The sequence below is a fragment of the uncultured Roseovarius sp. genome (assembly GCF_947259555.1).
In the GTDB taxonomy this organism is placed as follows: Bacteria; Pseudomonadota; Alphaproteobacteria; order Rhodobacterales; family Rhodobacteraceae; genus Roseovarius.
In genome coordinates this window covers 75,981-98,136 of sequence record NZ_CAMYMD010000025.1, presented here as the reverse complement: position 1 = coordinate 98,136, position 22,156 = coordinate 75,981, and the positions used below count along the sequence as shown (strand labels likewise).

The following is a 22,156-nucleotide window of genomic DNA, read 5'->3' as shown; positions in this document are numbered from 1 at the left end:
GAAGAATGGCAGAGCCGAAAGAAGACAGCTTTCTTGACGATATCGAAGAGGCCGCGGCCGAAGAACATGAGGCGTTGACCGAAGATTTCAGTGATGAGGCGGCAGAGATCGATGCGCTGCGTGCGGAGCGCGACGCGCTTCGAGACAAGTTCATGCGGGCCCTCGCGGATGCAGAGAACGCGCGCAAGCGCTCGGACAAGGACCGACGCGAAGCGGAGAATTATGGCGGCTCCAAGCTTGCCCGGGATATGCTTCCGGTACATGACAATCTAAAGCGCGCGCTGGATACCGTTACCGAAGAACAGCGCGCTGGCTCTGTCGCTTTGTTCGAGGGAATCGAGCTCACCTTGCGCGAGTTGCTCAACGTATTCTCCAAACATGGCATTACCGTGATTGATCCTCAGGTTGGGGACCGTTTTGATCCGCAACACCATGAGGCGATGTTTGAGGCGCCTTTGCCCGGCACAAAAGCCGGAGAGATCATTCAGGTATCGGCACAGGGCTTCATGCTGCACGACCGCATATTGCGACCGGCACAAGTCGGCGTTTCGTCCAACCGAGGATAACTCGGGGCAGGGCGGGTATCACCCCGCCCGTTTCGCCAAATCTTTCAACTCATACAGCAGATCCAGTGCCTGACGAGGACTCAGTGTATCTGGCAAAACCTCCTTCAGCCGCTCTTCAACAACGGACTCTTGCCGCTGTACCTTCGGTGGCGCCGGCGTTGCGGCGAAAAGCGGAAGATCGTCGATAAGTGCCTTTTGCGCTCCACCCCCTTCTCTTTCACCTTTTTCAAGAGCATCGAGTACAACCCTCGCGCGCGCCACAACAGCCTCGGGTAGTCCCGCGAGTTTGGCTACCTGCACCCCATAGCTTCGATCTGCCGCCCCGCGACGGACCTCGTGCATGAAAATAACATCGCCGTCATGTTCCTTGACGGTGACGGTTGCATTTTCGACGCGCTTCAACGTTTCGCTTAGGTTAGTCAGCTCATGATAGTGCGTGGCGAAAAGCGCCCGACATCCATTTACATCATGCAGGTGTTCCAGCGTTGCCCAGGCGATGCTCAGCCCGTCATAGGTTGCTGTGCCCCGTCCGATCTCGTCGAGAATGACCAGCGCATGATCATCCGCCTGATTGAGAATCGCCGCCGTCTCGACCATTTCGACCATGAACGTCGAGCGCCCGCGCGCCAGGTCATCCGACGCGCCAACCCGGCTGAAGAGTTGGCTCACCATGCCGATATGTGCCGACGTGGCCGGCACGAAACTGCCCATTTGGGCCAACAGGGCAATCAATGCGTTTTGCCGCAAGAAGGTAGATTTACCGGCCATATTGGGACCTGTCAGCAACCAGATATCGCTTTCATTCCCCAAGGCGCAGTCATTGGCGATAAAAGGCGCACCGCCTTGGGCCCTAAGCGCCCGCTCTACTACAGGATGCCGCCCGCCCTCTATGCATAGCGCCCGGCTTGCATCGACTTTTGGACGACACCAGTTTTCGGAGTTGGCAAATTCTGCCAACGCAGTCGCGAGATCCAGCTCCGCCAGCCCGCGCGCGACCTGACCAATCTCAGCCGCGCTTTGCATTATGCTATGTTTCAGGCTGTCATAGAGCCTCTTTTCGATTTCCAGTGCGCGGCCCCCAGCGTTGAGAATCTTTGTCTCCATCTCGCTCAAGGGCACCGTTGTGAAACGAACCTGATTGGCCGTGGTTTGCCTGTGCTTGAAGGTTTCATTTAGCGGTGGCGATAGCATTTTTTCAGCATGGGCTGCGGTCACTTCCACGAAGTAGCCAAGAACGTTGTTGTGCTTTATTTTGAGCGATTGGATACCCGTTTGCCTGACGTAGTCGCCTTGCATCCCAGCGATGACACCTCGTCCCTCATCGCGCAATTGTCGTGCCTCGTCGAGCTCGGCATCAAAGCCTGGAGCAATAAAACCACCATCGCGCGCGAGGATTGGTGGCTCTGCGACCAGCGCCTGATCCAGTAAATCAAGCAGCGCGTCGTGGCCTGTCAATTCCTGCGACGCTGTTTCAAGAAGTGGCGGTAGATCAAGCTCCGAAGGCTGTTCGGCTATTACGGCCGCTTGTTCCAGGCCATTCCGCACCGCCGCAAGGTCACGCGGGCCGCCACGGTCCAACCCAAGCCTCGATAATGCCCGGTCGAGATCTGGAACCTTGCGCAGCGCATCACGCAGGTTTCGCGAAAAACGGGATTGGTCTACTGCAAACTGCACTGCGTTCAGGCGGACCTCAATCACCTCCAGCACACGGCTTGGGCTCGAAAGCCGTTGTTCCAAGAGGCGTCCACCACCAGCCGTCACCGTGCGGTCAAGCGTTGCCAGTAACGAACCGGATCGCCGACCATCAAGCGCATGGGTCAGTTCCAGGTTTCGCCGCGTCGCCGCGTCGATTTGGACGACACGCGCTTGTGCCTCGCGCACCGGTGTGCGCAAAAGTGGCAGCTTGCCCTTTTGGGTCACGTCCAACCATTCGACGATAGCGCCCATGGCTGCGATCTCCGGTCGCGAAAACTGCCCATAGGCGTCAAGTGTTCCGACGCCGAATAACGCGCAAAGGCGACTTTCGCCGCTCGTGCTGTCAAACGCCGCCTGACCTAACGCCGTGAGAGAGACACCAGCCTCCGCGATAATATCGCCAAGTACGGACTCATCCCTGTCGGCAATCACAACCTCACGTGGCGAAAGCCGAGCAAGTTCTGGTCCTAGACGCTCCAAGCTCAGCGGCATCACGTGGAAGGCGCCCGTAGAGATATCGACCCAAGCCAGAGCGCCCTCGTTACGTATTTGTGTGAAGCTTGCCAGATAATTATGCCGCCGCGCATCCAGAAGGCTTTCTTCTGTCAATGTCCCTGGCGTGACAAGGCGCACCACCTCGCGCCGAACTACGGATTTCGAGCCTCGCTTTTTGGCCTCTGCCGGATCTTCCATTTGTTCACATACAGCGACGCGAAAGCCTTTGCGAATAAGCGTCAGCAAGTATCCTTCGGCCGAGTGAACCGGCACACCGCACATCGCGATATCCTGACCTTGATGTTTGCCGCGTTTGGTGAGCGCGATGTCGAGCGCCTCGGCTGCGGCCGCGGCATCGTCAAAGAACAACTCGTAGAAATCACCCATTCTGTAGAACAGGAGCGCCCCGGGATACTGCGCCTTGATTTCCAGATACTGTGCCATCATCGGCGTTGCAGTCATGGCGGTGCCTGTCACATCGTTCCCCTCGATCTTTGGCGCGACCTTACAAATCTGCTTGTCTCCGCGAAAGCCAAAACCTACCGCTATTTGAGATGTGCGGCTGGTCGGATATTGCCAAGATTAGGAATAAAGATCTCGGCATGAGTCCGATCACAAGCGTCATGCCGTCTGACAATGCCCTGAATAGGATCATGAACTTCGCCAGAGGTGAAAAGCGATGATTTACAATCTTGGATCTATCAACGCGGACCATGTGTACCGTGTGCCCCGCCTGCCTGCGCCCGGAGAGACCCTTCACACTCAAGCCTATGATCGCATGTTGGGCGGCAAAGGTGCAAATCAGTCTATAGCGGTCGCGCGCGCGGGTTCGCGAGTCATGCATATAGGCGCGGTCGGCCCTGAAGGAGGCTGGCTGGTTAGCGAGCTAGAAGAAGCTGGTGTGAATGTACGTCATGTTGTGCGCAACGAGACCCCTACTGGACATGCCGTGGTAAGTGTCGATGCATTGGCCGAAAACTCTATCATCATTCATGCTGGGGCGAATCGGGCGCTTGGCCGCGATGATCTGAAGATCGCTTTGGAAGGCGCGGGATCGGGCGACTGGCTGATGATGCAGAACGAGACCAACTTGCAGTTCGAGGCTGCTCGCATGGCCCGGCTCAAGGGTTTGCGTGTCGTGTACTCCGCCGCACCTTTTGATGCACAGGCGCTGCTGAAGGTTTCTCCGTTCCTGACGTTGCTCGTTGTGAATGAGATCGAAGCGGCCCAGATTGAAAGTGATCTGGGTAAATTGACTGTCCCCTCAATGATCGTGACACGGGGCGGCAACGGTGCGGAATGGTGCGATACAGCAACAGGAAAGCGTATCTCTGTGTCTGCACCAACCGTCGATGCGATGGATACGACCGGCGCAGGAGACACATTCACTGGCTACCTCGTAGAGGCTCTCGCACGTGGCGCCAGCGCAAAGGATGCGATTTTCAGAGCAGTCTCAGCAGCAGCTATTTCGGTAACGCGTGCCGGTGCCTCGGAAGCAATCCCAACAGCAGTAGAGGTAGACCGTTTTATAAGCGCTCAGGACTGACCAGCAAAAGGCGCCTCATTTCCCCAAAGTTCTTTGACCCGATCATCGCGTCCGCAGGCATCACGATAGAGCGAATACGCTTTAGCCTTGGTTCTTGGGCCAAACCGAGTGAGCACGATGTCCCCGCTCTTGTAGTAATCCTGGTGATACGCATCAGCGGGCCAAAACGGCCCAGCCGACAGGATTGGCGTCACGATCCTTTGACCCAAAGCTTGCATTGCGGCGTCGCGCGAGGTTTCTGCAATCTTCTTCTGTGCGTTGTTTTCAACGAAGACGGCAGTGCGGTAGCTATTGCCACGATCACAGAACTGACCGCCGCTATCGGTCGGATCTACAGATCTGAAGAACAAGTGCAATAGCTGCCGACGGGAGACACGCGAGGGATCGTACGTGATTCGCACGGCCTCGTAATGACCGGTGCCACCCTGTGTCACCTCCTTGTAGGTCGGATTAGAAACCGAGCCTCCGGCAAATCCGGCGACCGCTTCGACTACACCAGAAACTTTCTCGAAGTCGGCCTCAACACACCAAAAGCACCCGCCGGCAATGATGAGCGTATCCGTATCGGCGGCGTGAGCGCGACTGGTATTCACGCAAAGCCCCACCAAGATCAACACAGCAAGCGCCGCCGCTTTGATTTCCCGAAAATGTGCCGTCATCGCCTCTTCCTCCTGTTCATAGCTATCTTGCCTCAGACGGGTGACTTCGCAAATATACGACCCCGTGATGTCACGGTCTCTTGAGGGGTGTTTCACCCTTGGCAGCCAATGCCGACAACACTACGCTTCGCGCCAAAAGGGGATAGAATGACCGACCACCAGACGACCCATGCCGCCCAAGAGGATGCGCGGAACGAAAACATCCTGATATGGCTCAACGGGCGCGTTGTGCCCAAGGCTGAGGCGCTGGTCAGCGTCTATGACAGCGGCTTCATGCTGGGTGATGGTGTGTGGGAGGGGCTGCGCCTCTATAATGGCAAATGGGCCTTCGTCGATGAACATCTCGACCGGCTCTTCGAGGCCGCGCGGGCCATCGACCTCGATATCGGCATGACCCAGGATGAGGTGCTTCAAGCTATAATAGAGACACAAAAAGCCAATGGCATGACCACTGACGCGCATGCCCGACTGATGGTGACTCGAGGAATCAAGACACGGCCTTTCCAGCACCCCGCGCTCAGCCAACAGGGCCCGACCGTGACTATTATTATGGAACACTCAAAGCCGAAGATTGCCCGGCCCATCCGCCTCGCCACTGTGCCGCATATCCGGGGCCTGCCTATGACCCAGGACCCGAAACTCAACTCGCATTCCAAGTTAAACTGTATCCTCGCGTGTATCGCGGCCGAAAAGGCCGGCGCCGACGAGGCGCTCATGCTCGATATCCATGGATTCGTGAACACCACCAATGCCTGCAATTTCTTCATTGTGCGCAAGGGCGCGGTCTGGACCTCGACTGGGGATTACTGCATGAACGGCATAACCCGTCAGAAGGTCATCGACCTTTGCCGCGCAAACGCCATTCCCATTTATGAGAAGAATTTTTCCCTGGTCGAGACCTACGGTGCTGATGAGGCATTCTTGACCGGAACGTTCGGCGCACAAACCCCGGTGAGCGAGATCGACGGACGCCAGATCGGAGACGGCCTGCAAGGGCCGGTGACAAGCCATGTTCAGGATCTGTACAAGACTCTGATTCAGCATGAAACGGCTTAGGTGGGGCGTAGAAGCATTGCCTTTTCCCTTGCTGCCACCACGCCCTTGAGGCCGCCCGGCACATCCTCATCCGCCAGCACCCTGATCGCGAAGCGCGCGCCATGACAGCGCATCACTTCCTCCTCAGTGATGGAAAATGGCGGACCTTCCATCGCGCTTTGGTCGTATTCGAAGGTTACAAGAAGCTGCGGTGCGCTATCCGTGATTTGGGCCAGATGCGCCGCATAGCGCGCGCGCCTGTCGTCGGGCAGCGCCACCAGCGCGGCACGGTCATAAACTGCATCCACAGACCCAACGACATCGCGGCTCAACTCGAAGATATCTCCGACGAATATATCGACACCCTCTGCGGCGTACCGGCGATGGCGTCCTGTATCTGTTACCTCCGGTGTGACGCCCATTTCGGAGAATAGATCATGGACAGCGATCTCACTCAATTCTGCCCCGGCAACTTGGTAGCCCTGTGATAAGAGCCACGGGATATCAATCGCTTTACCGCAGAGCGGCAGAAATATGCGTTGCCCCTGCACTAGCCCAAGCGCTCCGATATGCGCCTCCAGCATCCGGTTCACCTTACCCTCGTGAAACCCGAGCCGCCCCTCCTGCCAGCGATCATGCCAGAACTCTGCGTCCATTGCCTGCCTCTCCTGTTGCATCGGTGATTCGACGATCCTAGACAGTGTTAACATGCCGGGAACATGGGGGACGGGCCAGTGACGATGACGCATGACCACATTGCCGGGCGGGGTTGAGATGCGGATCGCCATGTGGTCCGGCCCGCGCAACCTGTCGACCGCGATGATGTACAGCTTTGCCGCGCGCGGCGATTGTGCGGTTGTCGATGAGCCGTTCTATGCCGCCTATCTCGCGCAGACCGGGCTCGATCACCCGATGTGCGACGCGATCCTGGCCGCGCAGCCGCAAGATCCCGCGCGCGTAGTGGAGGGGCTTTTAGGCACTGTTCCGGCCCAAAAGCCGCATTTTTATCAGAAACACATGGCCCAGCACATGATCCCCGGCGTGCCGCGCGACTGGGTGAATGAACTGACCAACGTGTTTCTCATCCGCCACCCCGCGCGCGTCGCCGCCAGTTTCTCGGCCAAGTATGACAATCCGACGCTCGCCGATATCGGCTTTGTCCAGCAGGTCGAACTTTACGACCAATTGGTATCCGCAGGGCAATCGCCCGTCGTCATCGATTCCGCCGATATCCGCCGTGACCCCGAGCGAATGCTAAAACGGCTCTGCGCGGCCATCGACCTAGACTGGGCCCCCGCCATGCTCGTGTGGCCCCGCGGCGGCCATGCCGATGACGGGGTCTGGGCGGCGCATTGGTACGCGGCGGTGCATGACAGCACTGGCTTTGCCCCCGCCGAGGGGCCACCGCCTGAACTGGACGGTGCGCGCGCCGCGTTGGCCGAGGCGGCGATGCCCGCCTATGAGCGGTTGCGCGCCGTCAAGCTGCGGCTTGCCTGATGAGTTGCCGCAGGAAATATTCGGCCGACTTGAAACTATCTCCACTCGAATCCGTGTCTTGTGCTGTGCCGGGTAAAAGCCCGGTCGAAGCCATGACAAAGGAGTTCACTATGAAGACGACTGTTCTTGCAACGACTTTTGCCCTCACCGCTGGTGTCGCGATGGCGGATGATCACGGAATGCACCCGATGGTGATGGCCGAGGACCAAAGCGTCGCCAACGGTATCGTGAGCGCCGAGAAGGTGGTCGCCGATAAAAACGGTTGGCTGGTCGTGCATCGCACCGGCGAAGACATGAAGCCCGGTCCGGTTGTTGGCTACGCCCCCCTTCGCAAGGGCGAGACGGATGATGTCGCCGCGATTCTGCAAGAAGATGTCGCCGCAGGCGATATGCTCATGCTGATGGTGCATGCCGAAGACGGCGGGATGCAGACCGGCGTATTCGAATACACCTTGGGGGCCAAGGAAGACGGCCCGATCAAGATGGATGGAAACCTTGTGATGACGGTCGTCACCGCGAAGTGACCGGATACGAGAAAGGCGGCCCGTCGCAGGGCCGCCTTTCTTTTCAATATGGAGGGCTAACCCTTCAGACGCCGGTTCCGCGCCGCGAGCAGCTTCAGACGCAGGGCGTTCAGTTGAATGAAACCCGCCGCGTCCTTCTGATCATAGGCCCCGGCATCCTCCTCAAAGGTCACATGCGCCTCGGAATAGAGGCTGTGATCGGACCAGCGCCCGACGGTCGTCGCCGCCCCCTTGTAGAGCTTGAGCCGCACCGTGCCGCTGACATGTTCTTGGCTCTTGTCGATCGCCGCCTGCAACATCTCGCGTTCCGGGCTGAACCAGAAGCCGTTGTAAATGAGCTCCGCATAGCGCGGCATCAGCGAATCCTTGAGATGCCCCGCGCCACTGTCGAGCGTGATTTGCTCGATCCCGCGATGCGCCTCGAGCAAGACCGTGCCGCCAGGGGTCTCGTAAATACCGCGTGACTTCATGCCCACGAACCGGTTTTCCACGAAATCGAGCCGCCCGATGCCGTGCTTGCCGCCCAATTCGTTGAGCTTTGTGAGGATCGTGGCCGGGCTCATCGACTCGCCATTGATGGCCACCGCGTCACCCTTCTCGAACGTTACCTCGATGAATTCGGGGGTATCGGGTGCCGCTTCGGGGCTGACTGTGCGCTGATAGACGTAGTCCGGCGCGGCCTCCGCCGGGTCTTCCAGCACCTTGCCCTCGCTTGAGGTGTGCAGCAGGTTCGCGTCGACCGAGAACGGTGCCTCGCCGCGCTTGTCCTTGGCAATCGGAATCTGGTTTTTCTCCGCAAACTCAAGCAGTCGCGTGCGGCTGGTCAGGTCCCATTCCCGCCAGGGGGCGATCACCTTGATATCGGGGTTGAGCGCATAGGCCGCCAGCTCGAACCGCACCTGATCGTTGCCCTTGCCGGTGGCACCATGCGCCACGGCATCGGCCCCGGTCTCGGCGGCGATCTCGACCAGACGCTTGGAAATCAGCGGGCGGGCGATCGAGGTGCCGAGCAGATAGAGCCCCTCGTAGAGAGCATTGGCACGGAACATCGGGAACACGAAGTCGCGCACGAATTCCTCACGCACATCCTCGATATAGATGTTTTCCTCTTTGATCCCGAGGAGTTTCGCCTTTTCCCGTGCCGGTTCCAGCTCTTCGCCCTGCCCCAGATCGGCGGTAAACGTCACCACCTCGCAGCCATACTCGGTCTGTAGCCATTTCAGGATGATCGAGGTATCGAGGCCCCCGGAATAGGCCAGAACAACTTTCTTGGGCGCGGACATGTGTTTCCCCTCTCTCGCGGATATCGCAGCGCGCTTAGCCGGTTTTCCGTGGCAGGGCAAGGTGCGCCCCTTGCCAGCACGCCCCGATTGCGGCACTGAAACGGGATGATCGAGTTTCAGGATAATGCCCGCACCGCCGAGGCCGCCATGCGCGCCGTGTTCGAGCCCACGCCGCTGCAGCGCAACGATCACCTGTCGGAACGCTACGGGGCGGAAATCCTGCTCAAGCGCGAGGATCTGAGCCCGGTGCGTTCCTACAAGCTGCGTGGCGCATTCAACGCTATGCGCAAGGCACTCGCGGCGCGACCCGAGATTACGCAATTCATCTGTGCCAGTGCCGGTAATCACGCGCAGGGCGTGGCCTTCATGTGCCGGTATTTTGGTGTAAAGGGTGTGATTTTCATGCCGGTAACGACACCCCAGCAAAAGATCGGCAAGACCGAGAAATTCGGGGGCGATGCGGTGTCAATCCGCCTGACCGGCGATTATTTCGACGACACGCTGCAGGCCGCCCAAGCCTATTGCGCCGAGGTTGGCGGGCATTTTCTGTCGCCCTTCGACGACGAGGACGTGATCGAGGGGCAGGCCAGCGTCGCCGTCGAGATCGAGGCGCAATTTGGCGGCATGCCCGATCACCTGATCCTGCCGGTGGGCGGTGGTGGTCTATCGGCGGGGGTGCGCAGCTACATGGGCGATGCGGTTGCCCTGACGCTGGTGGAGCCTGCGGGCGGGGCCTGTCTTGCCGCGGCCCTTGCTGCTGGAGAGCCGGTGCGCCTGCGCCATGTCGAGAATTTCGCCGACGGGGCCGCCGTGGCGCAGATCGGCGCGCGCACCTTTGCGCGGCTCGCCGATCTTGATCCGGCGCAGGCTCGGGTGATCGACGAGGACCGGCTGTGCACCACGATGCTGGAAATGCTCAACATTGAGGGCATCGTGCTGGAACCGGCGGGCGCGCTCGCCGTCGATGCGCTCAAGGATATGGCTGAGGCGATCCGGGGCAAGACCGTGGTTTGCGTCACCTCGGGCGGCAATTTCGATTTCGAACGCCTGCCCGAGGTCAAGGAACGCGCGCAGCGCTACTCGGGGGTCAAGAAATACTTCATCCTGCGCATGCCGCAGCGCCCCGGGGCCTTGCGCGATTTCCTTGATATCCTCGGACCAGAGGACGATATCGCCCGGTTCGAATATCTCAAGAAATCGGCGCGCAATTTTGGCTCTGTCCTGATCGGGATCGAAACGACGCGACCCGAGAATTTCGTTCATATCCTGCGCAAGCTGGACGATACTGGGTTTGACTACCGCGATATCACCCGCGACGAGGTGCTGGCGGAGTTCCTGATCTAGGCGTTGATCACCTCCGGCGTCAGGCCGGTTAGGAACGCCGCTTTTGAGCGGTCAAAACAGTTGAGGATTTCCACCAGGTCGACCTCTGCGGCCAGTCCCTTGTCGGCGGCCCCCTCACCCCGGTGACAAAGATCCGAAAAATCGGCAAAGCCGAGGTTGAGCGCGCTGCCCTTGAGGAAATGCAACTGCGCCTCGATATCGAGCGCCTCATCCGGCGTGCGCAGCTTCTCTATCTCGGTCTCGACCTCTTCGATAAAGAGGTCGACGACCTCCTCGAACGCGTCGATCCCAATTTCATCCCGCAGGTTTCGAACGCGGTTCCAGTCGATCATTTCCGGTCTCCTTCGACCGGGTCAGAGTGCCGTGTGGGATCCTGAGAAATCGTTAACGCGTCTCAGTAATTCTGAACATTTTTACCATTCACTCATCCTTAAACATGGCTGCGCTATGGCCGATGGTGAACAGGCCAAGGGGATCAACGGTGCGGGTGCGCAGAACGGAAAATGGGCGGATCGAAACCGGTTGCGATGTCATCCGTCGTGTACTTGTCGTTGATGATAGTCGCGCACAACGCCGCATTCTGACCGCGTCGTTGCAGCGTTGGGGTTTTGACGTGCGCGAGGCCGAATCGGGTGGTGCGGCGCTTGTGATCTGCGCCGACTACGCGCCCGACTTGGTGCTCAGCGACTGGATGATGCCTGGCATGACGGGGCTGGATTTCTGCCGCGCCTTTCGCGCCATGCCGCGCGACGCATACGGATATTTCATCCTTCTGACGTCCAAGAGCGACAAGGATGAGGTGGCGCTTGGTCTCGATGCCGGGGCGGATGATTTCCTGACCAAACCGGTCAATGCCGCTGAATTGCGCGCCCGCATTGCAGCAGGCGCCCGCATTCTGCAGATGGAGCGAGAGCTGACCGAAAAGAACCGGCTGATCAAATCCACCCTCGACGAATTGCAATCGCTCTATGATTCGCTCGACAGCGACCTGATTGAGGCCAAGAAGCTGCAGCAATCGCTGGTCAGCGAAAGGTATCGCGATTTTGGCCCGGCCGACGTGTCGCTGATCTTGCAATCGGCAGGGCATGTGGGTGGTGACCTCGTGGGCATGTTTCCGATCGCGGAGGGGCGTGTCGGCCTTTATGGCATCGACGTGTCCGGTCACGGCATCAGTTCGGCGCTGATGACGGCACGGCTGGCGGGGTATTTGTCGTCCTCGGTGCCCGAACAGAACCTCGCCTTGCAGAAGACGCGCGGCGGCGGCTTTGCGCCACGCCCGCCCGCCGAGGCGGTTGCGATGCTCAACCGCGTGATCATGTCCGAGATGGAGACCGAGCATTACTTCACCATCGCCCTCGCCGATGTTGACCTCAATAGTGGCCATGTCATCATCGCGCAGGCGGGTCACCCTTACCCGGCGTTGCAACGCGCGGGCGGCACCGTAGAGTTCATCGGTCAAGGCGGCCTGCCCGTGGGGCTGATCGACGCCGCCGAATTCCAGCAATTCGAAGTCACGATGGCGCCCGGCGACAGGCTCTTGATCCACTCCGACGGCGTGACCGAATGCGCCGCGCGCGATGGTGCGCTGCTCGACGAGGCCGGGCTTGCCCGCATCCTGCGCGATTTGCGCCAGACGCGCGGTCGTGCCTTTCTCGAATCACTGATCTGGAAACTATCGGATTTCGCCGAGGATGCCGATTTTCAGGATGATATTTCCGCAGTGCTTCTGGAATTCAAGCCAGGCCCGATGCCCGGCTGAAGAAATGCCGGTCGCCGGAATTGCCTAGGCGTTCCGCCGCGACCTCCGGTGTGATCCAAACCGCGCGATGCCCCGGCTCTGTCGGCGCGCCCAAGGCACGCACCGGATCGGCGCGGTAGATCACGCAGAGCTTTTCGGCCCAGAACCCGTATTCCGGCATATAGGTAAACCGCCGAAACGCCCCGATTCGACAGGGCCGCGCGATGATCCAGCCGGTTTCTTCAAAGACCTCGCGGTGCAGCGCGCGCAGTGGATGTTCGCCCGGGTCGATCCCGCCGCCCGGCAGTTGCAGCTCCGGTACCGGCTCGGCCTGATGTGTGACCAGCAGATGCCGTCCCTGCGGCAGGATCGCATAGACCCCGGGCCGCAACCGATAGCGCACATCTTGGCGCGGTGCTGTGCCGAATCTCCGGATCATGGCTTGCCCCCTTGGTGCCCCGTCTTGTCCTGCCTACATACACGCGATATGCCGAAGCAAGGCGGATAAGGAAACCCCATGACCCTTGGACAGAAAATCGCCTGGGACGATACGATCCTGCCGTTCCAGCTTGATCACGCCGATATCCGGGGCCGCGTGGCGCGGCTCGACGGGGTGCTCGATGGTATCTTGAAACAGCATGATTACCCGCCGCAGGTCGAGGCGCTGATCGCTGAAATGGCGCTCTTGACGGCGCTTGTTGGCCAGACGATCAAGCTGCGCTGGAAGCTGTCGCTTCAGGTGCAGACCAAGGGTGCGGTGCGGATGATAGCAACAGATTACTATGGCCCTACGGAAGAAGGTCAACCTGCGCGAATGCGCGCCTATGCAAGTTTTGACGCAACACGGTTGAGCAATGCGCGCCCCTTCGATCAGCTTGGCGAGGGCTATTTTGCGGTCTTGCTTGATCAGGGGGAGGGCATGACTCCTTATCAGGGGATAACTCCGATTGCGGGAGACGCACTGCGCCATTGTGCGGAGGCATATTTTGCGCAGTCCGAGCAGTTGCCTACCCGGTTCGCGCTAAGTTTCGGGAAGTCGACCGAGGCGGGCGGTACTGAACATTGGCGCGCCGGCGGCATGATGCTGCAACACATGCCCAAAGCGTCGCCGTTCGCCCAGGATGGTGGATCAGGTGAGGGCGGTCTGCTGCAACCGGAAGATGTGGTCGACGGTGAGGGTGCCGAAAACTGGAATCGGGCGAACTTATTGCTCGACACAGTGGACGAACTGGAGCTGATCGGCCCGTCGGTGGCCCCAACCGATCTTCTCGTCAGACTTTTTCACGAAGAACGCCCACGTGTATTTGATTTGCAAGCGGTTCGGTTTGGCTGCACTTGTTCCGAGGAACGTGTGCGCAACAGTCTCTCTATATATTCCGCTCAAGATATTGCGAAAATGACCACTGACGAGGGCATCGTCACTGCAGATTGTCAATTTTGTGGGGCGCATTATCGTCTTGATCCGGCAACTGTCGGATTTGAGGCGAGCAATGATGGAACAGAAAACAGTGACTGATCCGATCGCGCGGGTGTTGGCGGCGCTGGAGGAGACGCGCGCGCCCTCGTCCGACTACGATCTGAATCCTGAAGTTGTTTTACCAGAGGGCAGAAAATTACGTTCAGCAGCCGTGTTGGTGCCTATTTTTGGAGGTGAAGCAGGTGCGCAGGTGATCCTGACGAAACGGTCCTCGGCGCTGAAACATCACCCCGGACAGGTCGCATTTCCGGGAGGGAAACAAGATGCAACCGACCCGGACATCATTTCAACCGCTTTGCGTGAAGCGGAGGAGGAGATTGGGCTTGATAGAGCGTCGGTCGAGGTTCTCGGTTTTTTGCCACGGCATGAAACTGTGACCGGATTTGACGTAACGCCGGTTCTGGCGCGGGTGCACGGAGTTTTTCATCCTCGCGCGGAGCGGGGTGAGGTTGATGAGATTTTCAACACGCCATTGGCGCATTTGTTTGATTTAAGCCGATACAGGGTCGAGAAACGACGGTGGCGCGGAGACTGGCGGCGTTACTATTCGGTGCCTTACGGGCCGTATTATATTTGGGGTGCGACTGCGCGTATTCTGCGAACCATGGCTGACATGGCGGGACAAAAATGAGAGTTGCTGGCGCATGGCTTGAGGCGCCAGAGACACAGGCGGTATGCCGCATTCTAACAGATGCTGGGTATCAGGCGCTCTTTGTAGGGGGATGTGTCCGAAACGCGCTTTTGGATGCGCCCGTAGGAGATATCGACGTTGCGACGGACGCCCTGCCCGAACGAGTGATCGAGCTGGCCGGTGCGGCCGGCCTTAAGCCGGTTCCTACGGGTATCGACCATGGGACGATTACGGTTGTTTCGGGCGGTATTCCGCATGAAGTAACAACGTTTCGTGAGGATGTCGAAACCTTTGGCCGTCACGCTGTCGTGGCATTTTCCACGGATATCCGCGCCGACGCCCGACGGCGGGATTTCACCATGAACGCCCTCTATGCGCAGCCCGATGGCAAGGTGCTCGACCCGCTGAATGGTCTGAGTGACCTGCGCGCGCGACGGGTTCGGTTCATAGAGCAGGCCGAGGAGCGTATTCAGGAGGATTATCTTCGGATTCTTCGGTTTTTTCGCTTTCATGCCTGGTATGGTGACCCCGAGGGTGGGCTTGATGCGGACGGTCTTGCAGCATGCGCGGCCAATCTGGACGGGCTGCCAAGCCTTTCCCGCGAAAGAACCGGCACAGAGATGCGCAAGCTTCTTGCGGCGCCTGATCCCGCACCCGCCGTTTCCGCCATGCAAGCGACAGGTGTGCTCAACGTCGTTCTACCCGGAGCACAGGCGGGGGGCCTCGCGCCTTTGGTTCACTTGGAATCAGGGACAGACACGGCCGCAGACCCGATTCTACGGTTGGCAGTGATCGGGGGTGAAGGCGCTGCCGAGCGGCTTCGCCTGTCAAAAGCCGACCAAAAACGCTTGGTTAAACTGCGTGACGCCGCGGTTGGCGACATGCAGGCGGGCGAATTGGGCTACCGGTTCTCCACGGAGGAGGGCCGTGCCATTCTCCTTCTACGCGCTGTGCTTTCTGATAGCCCGCTGAACGCGAGCACGTTCGAGGCTTTGAATGCCGGTGCCGCGGCCCGGTTTCCGATCAAGGCGGCAGACCTTATGCCGGACTATTCCGGTGAGGCACTTGGCGCTCGCTTGCGCACTCTGGAGCGGCGTTGGATTGAGTCCGGATTTCTGCTTACGCGCGAAGATCTTCTCTGAGTGGGCTTTCACGAAGAGCACTCCCGGTTTACAGGCGAACGCATGAGAGAAATTGATATCATCAGGTTGGGGCAGCATGGCGACGGAATTGCTGCCGGGCCTCTTTTTGCGCCACTGACGCTGCCGGGTGAGCGTGTGACCGGCAAATTGGACGGTCAGACTCTCAACGAGGTGCGTATCGTCCACCCTTCGCCTGACCGGGTGTCCGCCCCCTGTAGACACTTTCGGTCTTGCGGTGGCTGCCAGCTTCAGCACGCGAGCGATACGTTCGTGGCCGACTGGAAACAAAGTATCGTGCGGACTGCGCTTGCGGCTCATGGCATTTCTGCGGAATTCGAGCCTGTTCATGTTTCGCCGCCTCAATCGCGACGGCGTGCTACGTTTGCCGCGCGCCGCACCAAAAAGGGTGCGATGTCAGGATTTCATGCACGTGGCAGCGACGTCATCATTGAGATACCGGAGTGTCATCTTTTACATCCCGATGTGCTAAGGGGCAGCGCTGTTGCATGCGATTTGGCGATGGCAGGAGCGAGCCGAAAGGCAGGTATTGATGTCAGTGTGACCCTGTCGTTGACAGGGCTTGATGTTGCGGTGAGCGGGGGAAAAGCATTGGATGCTTCGCTGCGTGTCACGTTGGCGGATCTGGCCGAGAAACACGATCTGGCGCGTCTGGCATGGGGCGACGAGATTCTGGTGACACGGCGACCACCGGTTCAGATGTTCGGGCAGGCGCGCGTTGTGCCGCCTCCCGGAGCCTTCCTCCAAGCGACTGCCGATGGACAATCGGCGCTTTTGGCGAGAACAGAGACGATAATCAAGGGTGCTCGCCGTGTCGTCGATCTCTTTGCTGGCTGTGGCACCTTCGCTTTGCCGATCGCGGGGCACGCGCAGGTGCACGCGGTCGAGGCAGACAGCCTTATGCTTGAGGCGCTTGATGCCAGTTGGCGTAAGACAAAAGGTTTGCGCGCCGTAAGTGTCGAGACCAGAGACCTGTTTCGCCGTCCACTTTTGCCGGACGAGTTGTCTCGGTTCGATGCTGCCGTCATTGATCCGCCGCGGGCCGGTGCCGATGCCCAAATCGCCGAGATCGCCGGGGCAGGGGTGCCGTTGCTGGCCTATGTCTCATGCAATCCGACGAGTTTTGCGCGAGACGTCAAAGTATTGCTGGAGTCCGGTTACGCGATGGGTCCGATTCTCGTCGTCGATCAATTTCGTTGGTCGACGCATGTGGAACTCGTGGCAGGGTTCACACTGAATAAGAAATGAGGCGGTAAATTATGCTACCGTAAAATGCAGGAATTGAGTAAAATGATAAGAGAGCAGTAAACTAGGTTAAAGAAATGAAGCTAAAAAGACGCTTCGTGCTGTTGGCGGGTTTGTCGGCACTTTCCGCGTGTGGCACACAATCAAAATTTCGCACCTATCGCGGCCCCGAGGTGACGCGTGTTATCGTCAACAAGGGTCAACGCGAGATGTTCCTGTTTCATAACAACAGGATCCTCAAACGCTACAAGGTGGATCTCGGCTTTGCACCCAAAGGCCACAAGGAAATTGAGGGAGATGGCAAGACGCCCGAAGGCGAATACCTCATAGATCGGCGCAACCCCAACAGCTCGTTTCATCTTTCTTTTGGGGATTTCTTACCCGAACGAAGCGGATATCGCGCGCGCCAAGGTTCTCGGCAAAAGCCCCGGTGGAGACATCTTCATACATGGGGAGCCCAATGCGATGGCCTTTCTCAGTCCGGATTGGACGGCAGGCTGCATCTCGGTCAAGAACCGCGAGATGGAGGATGTTTACGCGATGGTCGGCAATGGCACGCCAATCATGCTGAACGCGTAATCAATTCCCTAGGATCATGGTCCACCAGATCTTGCCGCCCGGCTCTTGCAGCCAGGCAAATCCCATCTTGCGCGCTTCAGGAGAGAGGATCACGCGACGCGTGCCTTCCTCGTCCATCCAGGCCGCGAGTGTTTCCAGCTCTGTTTCGTAGGTCTCGGAAATGGTTTCGCCCACCAGATTGCCCGAGTACCCCACACGGCGAATACGATCGATTGGTGATGAGCCGTCAGATCCGAAATGCCAAGGCCGCTTCTGAACCGACATATCGCGTGAATGAGTTGCCGCTGCCGCTGTTAGCGCAGGATCGAGCGAGACCGAAGGTTGCCCCGCTGCTTCACGCAGGGCGTTGACCGAATCCAGCATTCTGAACCGGATTTCCGACGTTTCGCCAGATCGGATGCGATAAACGCGCGGCAAAGGCTTGCCGTCAGAACCAAGCTGAGGCTGTGAGGGTGGTGGCGCTGCACAAGCCGCCAACGCCAAAAGTGCCGACAGCATTAAAATAGACAGACGCATCATGATCCCGAACCACCCGATATTTGTTTCTCAAACCGCTTTAGCCCGGCTGGCGTTGCGATTCAAACCCACATGGGCGCAAGATTGCCCGCCGAGCGTTGTTTGATTTGCGACTGCGTCCTTCGCGCCATATATTCAGGTATTGTCCCTTATGGTGGCGTAGTGGAGATGTGGATATGACCTCAAGCAATCACAATTCGTGGAATCGGCGCACGTTCCTGACTGGCGCGGCCGCGCTGATGGGAGCGCCCGCGTTGGCGCAGAGTGTTGACGGGGACGCGACGGTAGAGATTGAACGCGACGTCACGGAGACGGTGAGGCGCAATATTTCGAGCTTCCGTACACTCGATTGGCAGCCCTATTTCTCGACGCTCAACAACGGCGCAATCCTCGTGGACATTGATTCGAGAGCGGTGCACTTTTGGAGTGAAGATCAGTCCGTCTACAAGCTTTACCCATCGTCAGTGCCATTGACCGAAGATCTCACCCGTCGTGGCCGTACATCGGTCGTGCGTAAGGTCGAAGGGCCGAGTTGGCGTCCGACGCCTTCGATGCTCCAGCGCAACCCGGATTGGCCCGCCTATGTCGGGCCGGGGCCTGACAATCCATTGGGCACCCATGCCCTTTACCTCAGCTGGACCTATTACCGCATTCACGGTACGCATGACACGCGCAAGATCGGACGGCGGTCTTCAAACGGCTGCGTAGGGCTATACAACGAGCATATCTCCGAACTTTTCGCTCTCACCAAAGTAGGCACACAGGTGTTGCTAATTTGACGAAAGCGGGGCGGTTCTTGTTGTTTCAGTGTCAAGATGCATTTGCATTCCTCACAGTTTGCTGATTAGAGATCAGTCACGAGGTAAGTCTTGGGTGCTTGACGTTGTATGATGCAGCGCCAGGCCAATATCTGGAGGATAATTATGAAGAAACTCGTTCTCGCCGCCGCCCTGAGCGCTGCCGCTTCGACCGCTTTTGCAGGCAACATTTCCGAGCCCGTTATCGAGGCACCGGTTGTTGTTGAAGAAACCAATGCAAGCTCGTCCGCCGCTGGCGTGTGGGTTCCGTTGGTTCTGCTGGCAATCGTCGCAGCAGTTGTCGCTGCTGACTGATCCGGTTTTCAGATCATTAAAAAAGGCAGTGGGAAACCACTGCCTTTTTTGTTGCCGGGTTGCTTGTCCGTCTTACGCGACCCAACCCTGAAGATTGCTTTCCACGATTGATGACAACGCTTTGATATGGGCATCGTCATCGTTGAGGCATGGAATATAGTTGAATTCCTCTCCGCCCGCCTCTTCAAAGCTTTCGCGGATCTCCTCGTTGATCTCTTCCAGCGTCTCGATGCAGTCGGCGGAAAAGGCCGGGGCCATAACCGCGATGCGTTTTTTGCCGTCTTCGCGTGCCAGACGCGCCACCTCGTCCACGGTATAGGGCTTGAGCCACTCCTCGGGGCCAAAGACCGATTGGAACGTTGTGGTGATCTCGGTATCCTCCCATCCCAGACGTTCCTTTAAAAGCCGCGTCGTCTTTTGACACTGGCAGTGATAGGGGTCGCCCTGCATCAGATAGCGTTTCGGCATGCCGTGATAAGAGACGACGAGTATCTCGGGCCGATTCTCGATATCCGCATAAGCGCGCTCGACGGACTGGGCTAGCGCCTCGATATAGAGCGGATTCTCAAAATAGGGCTCGACCACGCGGGCGATGGGCTGCCATGTCTCGTCCATCAGTGCGCGAAAGAACTGGTCATTCGCGGTGGCAGATGTGGCTCCTGCGTAATGCGGATAAAGCGGAAAGAATAGGATGCGCGTGCACCCCGCCTCGACCATCGCGCGGACTTTGGACTTGGTCGAAGGATTGCCGTAGCGCATGCAGAAATCGACCATCACCTGATCGCCGTAGCGCTCTTCCATCGCCTTGGCCATCTTGGCGGTCTGGTCGCGGGTGATCGTCATCAAGGGGCTTTCGCCCCTGTCCTCGTTCCAGATGGATTTATACGCCTCACCGCTGGTAAAGGGCCGCTTGGTCAGGATGATCAACTGCAACAGCGGCTGCCATTTCCACGGAGAATAGTCGATCACCCGCCGGTCCGACAGGAACTCGTTAAGATAGCGGCGCATCGGCCAATAGCTGTAATCGTCCGGCGTTCCCAAATTGGCCAGAAGCACGCCGGTCTTCGCGCGCGGCACCTTTGGATGGTCGCTGGGCGAATGGGCGGGGCGAGTGGCATCGTGGCTTGCATCGAGCATGGCTTGGAGCATTCCTGTCAATTCCGGATCAGGGGTGACATATAGGTTGGGCTTGAAAGGTCAATCTTTGAGAGGTTTTTCAGCCGTGCTGAGTGCGTCCGCGAGCCTCGCGCTGGCTGATCCGGGGCGGAGTGGCTGAGGCTGACTGGCATCCGGAGCCCAGCCTGTCAGGAAAATCATCTCGAATGTTGCAGGTATTCGGCCATCTTCGGTACCAAACCCTTGTGAATATATGTCGCAGGCGCGCGCTATCACGCTACGACGCGTGAGCGTCTTGCGTCGATTGGTCATCGCGTTGACCTCGCCCATCGCACGCAATTCGCGCATGAGCGCGTGTGGGCTGGCATAGCTGGTCGTCAGCGGCAACGTATCGGCCACAGGTAATGCGAGGCCAGCACGCTGCATCAGCGCGCCAAGATCACGTATTTCGGCCATAGGAAGGATCCGAGGAGAGAGCCCACCGGTCACGTCCGCCTCTGCCTGCGCCATCGCGCTGCGGAGTTCTTGCAACGTGCCCCCCCCAAAGAGCGCCACCAACAGGAGCCCATCGGGGCGAAGCGCCCGCCGTGCCTGAATGAGCTGGCCGACAGGGTCATTCGCCCAGTGCAGGCAGAGCGCGTGAATGATCAAGTCATGCGATTGAGGCTCCAACTGGAGTATCTCGTCATCCGGAACGATCCGCGCAGCCGGCATCCGGTCGTGCCAATAGTCTGGAAAACCCGTCACAACGGCCGGCTCGGTAAAGGTTTTGTTAACCATGCTTAGACGATCCTCGACCTCGTCGGCTGCGATCTCGTGGAGAAACAGCGAGGGAGCGGATAGCGCCCGCTTGCGATTGCGTATCAGGGCGGCGCGGTCGGTCAGGGACGTGGTGCTCATGGGCAGGAGAATAGAATGCGTGGTGCGGCAATTCAAACGCTGGTTCAGCTTGTCTATCCCCCACGTTGCACCTTGTGCGGTACATTGGTCGGAACAGATTTTGGCCTTTGCGGTCCGTGTTGGCGTGATACTCCCTTTATCTCAGGGTTGGTCTGCGACATCTGTGGCACGCCATTGCCAGGTGAACCTGGCTCGGTCGCGGAAAAATGTGATGAGTGCCTTCGTATAGCGCGTCCATGGTCGCGGGGGCGTGCCGCCATGCGCTACCACGAGAATGGCCGCCGCTTGGTATTGGCGCTCAAGCATGGTGACCGCCACGACGTCGTGAGACCAGCGGCAAAGTGGCTGGCGCGGTCGGCGCAACCTCTGCTCAGATCCGATACCTTGATCGTTCCGGTGCCCTTGCACTGGACGCGTATGCTCTCGCGGAGATTCAATCAATCGGCACTGCTTTCGCAAGCGCTGGCACGAGAGACTGGTCTGTCGTGTTGTCCAGATCTCTTGATCCGGTCAAAGAAGACCAAACCACTTGTCGGTATGGGTGTAGATGCCCGACACGAAGCGTTGTTGGACGCGATACAGGTGCACCCCCGGAACCTGACAGGAATCGCGGGGCGTGATATACTTATTGTAGATGATGTCATGACCTCGGGCGCGACGCTTTCTGTGGCGACGCAAGCCTGTTTTTCTTCGGCGGCGCGGGATGTTTGTATTCTGACACTGGCGCGCGCGGCAAAGGATGCCTAAGTTTCCGCCAAACAGGACGGGAATGCGCAATCATGAAGACAGTCGAAATCTACACATCGCCGCTCTGCGGCTTCTGCCACGCGGCCAAGAGGCTCTTGAAGCAAAAAGGTGTCAACTTCTCAGAGATCAATGTGATGGCGCAGCCAAAGCGCAAAAGCGAGATGATGAACCGCGCGAACGGACGTCATACCGTGCCGCAGATTTTTGTGGGCGACACGCATGTTGGCGGGTGTGACGAACTCTATGAGCTAGAGCGCGCGGGCAAGCTCGATACGATGTTGGCCGGGTGAC

Annotated in this window: 24 protein-coding genes and 1 pseudogene; 16 read left to right on the top strand and 9 right to left on the bottom strand. The window is 58.7% G+C overall.

Going from position 1 to position 22,156, the window contains the following annotated elements:
- Nucleotides 1-5 precede the first annotated feature (5 nt).
- Entirely contained in the window at nt 6-566 is a 561-nt protein-coding gene (locus Q0X85_RS04075; RefSeq protein ID WP_297769362.1) for a nucleotide exchange factor GrpE, read from the top strand.
- Nucleotides 567-584: 18 nt separating this feature from the next.
- Here Q0X85_RS04075 and mutS read toward each other — a convergent pair whose 3' ends face one another.
- On the bottom strand, nt 585-3,203 hold the full coding sequence (gene mutS, locus Q0X85_RS04070; protein WP_297769482.1) for a DNA mismatch repair protein MutS: 2,619 nt from the start codon (nt 3,201-3,203) through the stop codon (nt 585-587).
- 232 nt (nt 3,204-3,435) lie between these two features.
- Here mutS and Q0X85_RS04065 point away from each other — a divergent pair, with 232 nt between their 5' ends.
- Nucleotides 3,436-4,302: a ribokinase gene (locus Q0X85_RS04065; protein WP_297769359.1), complete on the top strand. Its 867-nt coding sequence runs from the start codon at nt 3,436-3,438 to the stop codon at nt 4,300-4,302.
- Here Q0X85_RS04065 and msrA read toward each other — a convergent pair.
- On the bottom strand, nt 4,293-4,961 hold the full coding sequence (msrA, locus tag Q0X85_RS04060) for a peptide-methionine (S)-S-oxide reductase MsrA (protein WP_297769356.1): 669 nt from the start codon (nt 4,959-4,961) through the stop codon (nt 4,293-4,295). The two genes, Q0X85_RS04065 and msrA, sit on opposite strands and share 10 nt — an antisense overlap.
- 147 nt (nt 4,962-5,108) lie before the next feature.
- On the opposite strand from msrA, the gene Q0X85_RS04055 reads away from it, so the two are divergent.
- Entirely contained in the window at nt 5,109-6,017 is a 909-nt protein-coding gene (locus tag Q0X85_RS04055; RefSeq protein WP_297769353.1) for a D-amino acid aminotransferase, read from the top strand.
- On the opposite strand, the gene tmpT is transcribed toward Q0X85_RS04055, so the two are convergent.
- Nucleotides 6,014-6,652, bottom strand: a complete 639-nt coding sequence (tmpT, locus tag Q0X85_RS04050) for a thiopurine S-methyltransferase (RefSeq protein ID WP_297769351.1) — start codon at nt 6,650-6,652, stop codon at nt 6,014-6,016. The two genes, Q0X85_RS04055 and tmpT, sit on opposite strands and share 4 nt — an antisense overlap.
- Nucleotides 6,653-6,770: 118 nt before the next feature.
- Here tmpT and Q0X85_RS04045 point away from each other — a divergent pair, with 118 nt between their 5' ends.
- Both Q0X85_RS04045 and Q0X85_RS04040 read left to right on the top strand, forming a co-directional pair.
- Nucleotides 6,771-7,493: an HAD family hydrolase gene (locus tag Q0X85_RS04045; RefSeq protein WP_297769480.1), complete on the top strand. Its 723-nt coding sequence runs from the start codon at nt 6,771-6,773 to the stop codon at nt 7,491-7,493.
- Nucleotides 7,494-7,603: 110 nt separating this feature from the next.
- On the top strand, nt 7,604-8,017 hold the full coding sequence (locus Q0X85_RS04040) for a hypothetical protein (RefSeq protein ID WP_297769348.1): 414 nt from the start codon (nt 7,604-7,606) through the stop codon (nt 8,015-8,017).
- Nucleotides 8,018-8,073: 56 nt separating this feature from the next.
- Here the strand turns inward: Q0X85_RS04040 and Q0X85_RS04035 are convergent, their stop codons facing one another.
- On the bottom strand, nt 8,074-9,300 hold the full coding sequence (locus tag Q0X85_RS04035; protein WP_297769345.1) for an argininosuccinate synthase: 1,227 nt from the start codon (nt 9,298-9,300) through the stop codon (nt 8,074-8,076).
- Nucleotides 9,301-9,405: 105 nt separating this feature from the next.
- Here Q0X85_RS04035 and ilvA point away from each other — a divergent pair, with 105 nt between their 5' ends.
- A complete protein-coding gene (gene ilvA / locus Q0X85_RS04030) occupies nt 9,406-10,644 on the top strand; it encodes a threonine ammonia-lyase IlvA (protein ID WP_297769342.1) in 1,239 nt (412 codons plus the stop codon).
- On the opposite strand, the gene Q0X85_RS04025 is transcribed toward ilvA, so the two are convergent.
- Nucleotides 10,641-10,976 carry an Hpt domain-containing protein gene (locus Q0X85_RS04025; protein WP_297769339.1) on the bottom strand — a complete coding sequence of 112 codons (336 nt, stop codon included), beginning with the start codon at nt 10,974-10,976 and terminating at the stop codon, nt 10,641-10,643. The two genes, ilvA and Q0X85_RS04025, sit on opposite strands and share 4 nt — an antisense overlap.
- 155 nt (nt 10,977-11,131) lie before the next feature.
- Here Q0X85_RS04025 and Q0X85_RS04020 point away from each other — a divergent pair, with 155 nt between their 5' ends.
- Nucleotides 11,132-12,403 carry a fused response regulator/phosphatase gene (locus tag Q0X85_RS04020; RefSeq protein WP_297769478.1) on the top strand — a complete coding sequence of 424 codons (1,272 nt, stop codon included), beginning with the start codon at nt 11,132-11,134 and terminating at the stop codon, nt 12,401-12,403.
- On the opposite strand, the gene Q0X85_RS04015 is transcribed toward Q0X85_RS04020, so the two are convergent.
- Entirely contained in the window at nt 12,378-12,821 is a 444-nt protein-coding gene (locus tag Q0X85_RS04015; RefSeq protein WP_297769335.1) for an NUDIX hydrolase, read from the bottom strand. The genes Q0X85_RS04020 and Q0X85_RS04015 overlap by 26 nt on opposite strands.
- Nucleotides 12,822-12,899: 78 nt before the next feature.
- Between Q0X85_RS04015 and Q0X85_RS04010 the strand changes: the two genes are divergently transcribed.
- The 5 genes and pseudogenes from Q0X85_RS04010 (at nt 12,900) to Q0X85_RS03990 (ending at nt 17,474) form a co-directional block, all read left to right on the top strand.
- Nucleotides 12,900-13,898, top strand: coding sequence for an Hsp33 family molecular chaperone HslO (locus Q0X85_RS04010; protein ID WP_297769333.1), 999 nt, complete (start codon nt 12,900-12,902; stop codon nt 13,896-13,898).
- Nucleotides 13,873-14,490, top strand: a complete 618-nt coding sequence (locus tag Q0X85_RS04005) for a CoA pyrophosphatase (RefSeq protein WP_297769330.1) — start codon at nt 13,873-13,875, stop codon at nt 14,488-14,490. The genes Q0X85_RS04010 and Q0X85_RS04005 overlap by 26 nt, the downstream gene beginning before the upstream one ends.
- Nucleotides 14,487-15,632, top strand: coding sequence for a CCA tRNA nucleotidyltransferase (locus Q0X85_RS04000; RefSeq protein ID WP_297769328.1), 1,146 nt, complete (start codon nt 14,487-14,489; stop codon nt 15,630-15,632). Before Q0X85_RS04005 ends, Q0X85_RS04000 begins: the two co-directional genes overlap by 4 nt.
- 42 nt (nt 15,633-15,674) lie before the next feature.
- Nucleotides 15,675-16,898: a class I SAM-dependent RNA methyltransferase gene (locus Q0X85_RS03995; RefSeq protein ID WP_297769475.1), complete on the top strand. Its 1,224-nt coding sequence runs from the start codon at nt 15,675-15,677 to the stop codon at nt 16,896-16,898.
- A 74-nt stretch (nt 16,899-16,972) separates the two neighbouring features.
- A pseudogene (locus Q0X85_RS03990) lies at nt 16,973-17,474 on the top strand (L,D-transpeptidase family protein).
- Here the strand turns inward: Q0X85_RS03990 and Q0X85_RS03985 are convergent.
- The gene (locus Q0X85_RS03985) at nt 17,475-17,993 is read right to left on the bottom strand and encodes a CAP domain-containing protein (RefSeq protein WP_297769325.1); all 519 of its coding nucleotides are present in this window, start codon (nt 17,991-17,993) and stop codon (nt 17,475-17,477) included.
- Between the two features lie 173 nt (nt 17,994-18,166).
- Here Q0X85_RS03985 and Q0X85_RS03980 point away from each other — a divergent pair, with 173 nt between their 5' ends.
- Nucleotides 18,167-18,769, top strand: a complete 603-nt coding sequence (locus Q0X85_RS03980; RefSeq protein WP_297769322.1) for a L,D-transpeptidase — start codon at nt 18,167-18,169, stop codon at nt 18,767-18,769.
- Between the two features lie 144 nt (nt 18,770-18,913).
- On the top strand, nt 18,914-19,102 hold the full coding sequence (locus Q0X85_RS03975; protein WP_297769319.1) for a hypothetical protein: 189 nt from the start codon (nt 18,914-18,916) through the stop codon (nt 19,100-19,102).
- A gap of 72 nt (nt 19,103-19,174) precedes the next feature.
- On the opposite strand, the gene hemH is transcribed toward Q0X85_RS03975, so the two are convergent.
- Entirely contained in the window at nt 19,175-20,239 is a 1,065-nt protein-coding gene (gene hemH / locus Q0X85_RS03970; RefSeq protein ID WP_297769472.1) for a ferrochelatase, read from the bottom strand.
- A gap of 60 nt (nt 20,240-20,299) precedes the next feature.
- A complete protein-coding gene (locus tag Q0X85_RS03965) occupies nt 20,300-21,118 on the bottom strand; it encodes a methyltransferase domain-containing protein (protein ID WP_297769317.1) in 819 nt (272 codons plus the stop codon).
- A gap of 15 nt (nt 21,119-21,133) precedes the next feature.
- Here Q0X85_RS03965 and Q0X85_RS03960 point away from each other — a divergent pair, with 15 nt between their 5' ends.
- A complete protein-coding gene (locus Q0X85_RS03960) occupies nt 21,134-21,865 on the top strand; it encodes a ComF family protein (protein WP_297769314.1) in 732 nt (243 codons plus the stop codon).
- A gap of 32 nt (nt 21,866-21,897) precedes the next feature.
- Complete coding sequence (gene grxC / locus Q0X85_RS03955; RefSeq protein WP_297769312.1) at nt 21,898-22,155, top strand: glutaredoxin 3; 258 nt, start codon at nt 21,898-21,900, stop codon at nt 22,153-22,155.
- The last annotated feature ends 1 nt before the right edge of the window (nt 22,156 follow it).

Excerpts from the sequence above, each read along its gene's own strand:
- hemH (WP_297769472.1), bottom strand. The coding sequence starts at position 20,239 with ATGCTCGATGCAAGCCACGATGCCACTCGCCCCGCCCATTCGCCCAGC.
- Q0X85_RS03975 (WP_297769319.1), top strand. The coding sequence starts at position 18,914 with ATGAAGAAACTCGTTCTCGCCGCCGCCCTGAGCGCTGCCGCTTCGACC.
- msrA (WP_297769356.1), bottom strand. The coding sequence starts at position 4,961 with ATGACGGCACATTTTCGGGAAATCAAAGCGGCGGCGCTTGCTGTGTTG.
- ilvA (WP_297769342.1), top strand. The coding sequence starts at position 9,406 with ATGATCGAGTTTCAGGATAATGCCCGCACCGCCGAGGCCGCCATGCGC.
- tmpT (WP_297769351.1), bottom strand. The coding sequence starts at position 6,652 with ATGGACGCAGAGTTCTGGCATGATCGCTGGCAGGAGGGGCGGCTCGGG.
- Q0X85_RS03995 (WP_297769475.1), top strand. The coding sequence starts at position 15,675 with ATGAGAGAAATTGATATCATCAGGTTGGGGCAGCATGGCGACGGAATT.
- Q0X85_RS03960 (WP_297769314.1), top strand. The coding sequence starts at position 21,134 with ATGCGTGGTGCGGCAATTCAAACGCTGGTTCAGCTTGTCTATCCCCCA.
- Q0X85_RS03980 (WP_297769322.1), top strand. The coding sequence starts at position 18,167 with ATGACCTCAAGCAATCACAATTCGTGGAATCGGCGCACGTTCCTGACT.
- Q0X85_RS04035 (WP_297769345.1), bottom strand. The coding sequence starts at position 9,300 with ATGTCCGCGCCCAAGAAAGTTGTTCTGGCCTATTCCGGGGGCCTCGAT.
- Q0X85_RS03985 (WP_297769325.1), bottom strand. The coding sequence starts at position 17,993 with ATGATGCGTCTGTCTATTTTAATGCTGTCGGCACTTTTGGCGTTGGCG.
- grxC (WP_297769312.1), top strand. The coding sequence starts at position 21,898 with ATGAAGACAGTCGAAATCTACACATCGCCGCTCTGCGGCTTCTGCCAC.
- Q0X85_RS04065 (WP_297769359.1), top strand. The coding sequence starts at position 3,436 with ATGATTTACAATCTTGGATCTATCAACGCGGACCATGTGTACCGTGTG.
- Q0X85_RS04045 (WP_297769480.1), top strand. The coding sequence starts at position 6,771 with ATGCGGATCGCCATGTGGTCCGGCCCGCGCAACCTGTCGACCGCGATG.
- Q0X85_RS04005 (WP_297769330.1), top strand. The coding sequence starts at position 13,873 with ATGATGGAACAGAAAACAGTGACTGATCCGATCGCGCGGGTGTTGGCG.
- Q0X85_RS04075 (WP_297769362.1), top strand. The coding sequence starts at position 6 with ATGGCAGAGCCGAAAGAAGACAGCTTTCTTGACGATATCGAAGAGGCC.
- Q0X85_RS04055 (WP_297769353.1), top strand. The coding sequence starts at position 5,109 with ATGACCGACCACCAGACGACCCATGCCGCCCAAGAGGATGCGCGGAAC.
- Q0X85_RS04040 (WP_297769348.1), top strand. The coding sequence starts at position 7,604 with ATGAAGACGACTGTTCTTGCAACGACTTTTGCCCTCACCGCTGGTGTC.
- Q0X85_RS04015 (WP_297769335.1), bottom strand. The coding sequence starts at position 12,821 with ATGATCCGGAGATTCGGCACAGCACCGCGCCAAGATGTGCGCTATCGG.
- mutS (WP_297769482.1), bottom strand. The coding sequence starts at position 3,203 with ATGATGGCACAGTATCTGGAAATCAAGGCGCAGTATCCCGGGGCGCTC.
- Q0X85_RS04025 (WP_297769339.1), bottom strand. The coding sequence starts at position 10,976 with ATGATCGACTGGAACCGCGTTCGAAACCTGCGGGATGAAATTGGGATC.
- Q0X85_RS03965 (WP_297769317.1), bottom strand. The coding sequence starts at position 21,118 with ATGAGCACCACGTCCCTGACCGACCGCGCCGCCCTGATACGCAATCGC.
- Q0X85_RS04010 (WP_297769333.1), top strand. The coding sequence starts at position 12,900 with ATGACCCTTGGACAGAAAATCGCCTGGGACGATACGATCCTGCCGTTC.
- Q0X85_RS04000 (WP_297769328.1), top strand. The coding sequence starts at position 14,487 with ATGAGAGTTGCTGGCGCATGGCTTGAGGCGCCAGAGACACAGGCGGTA.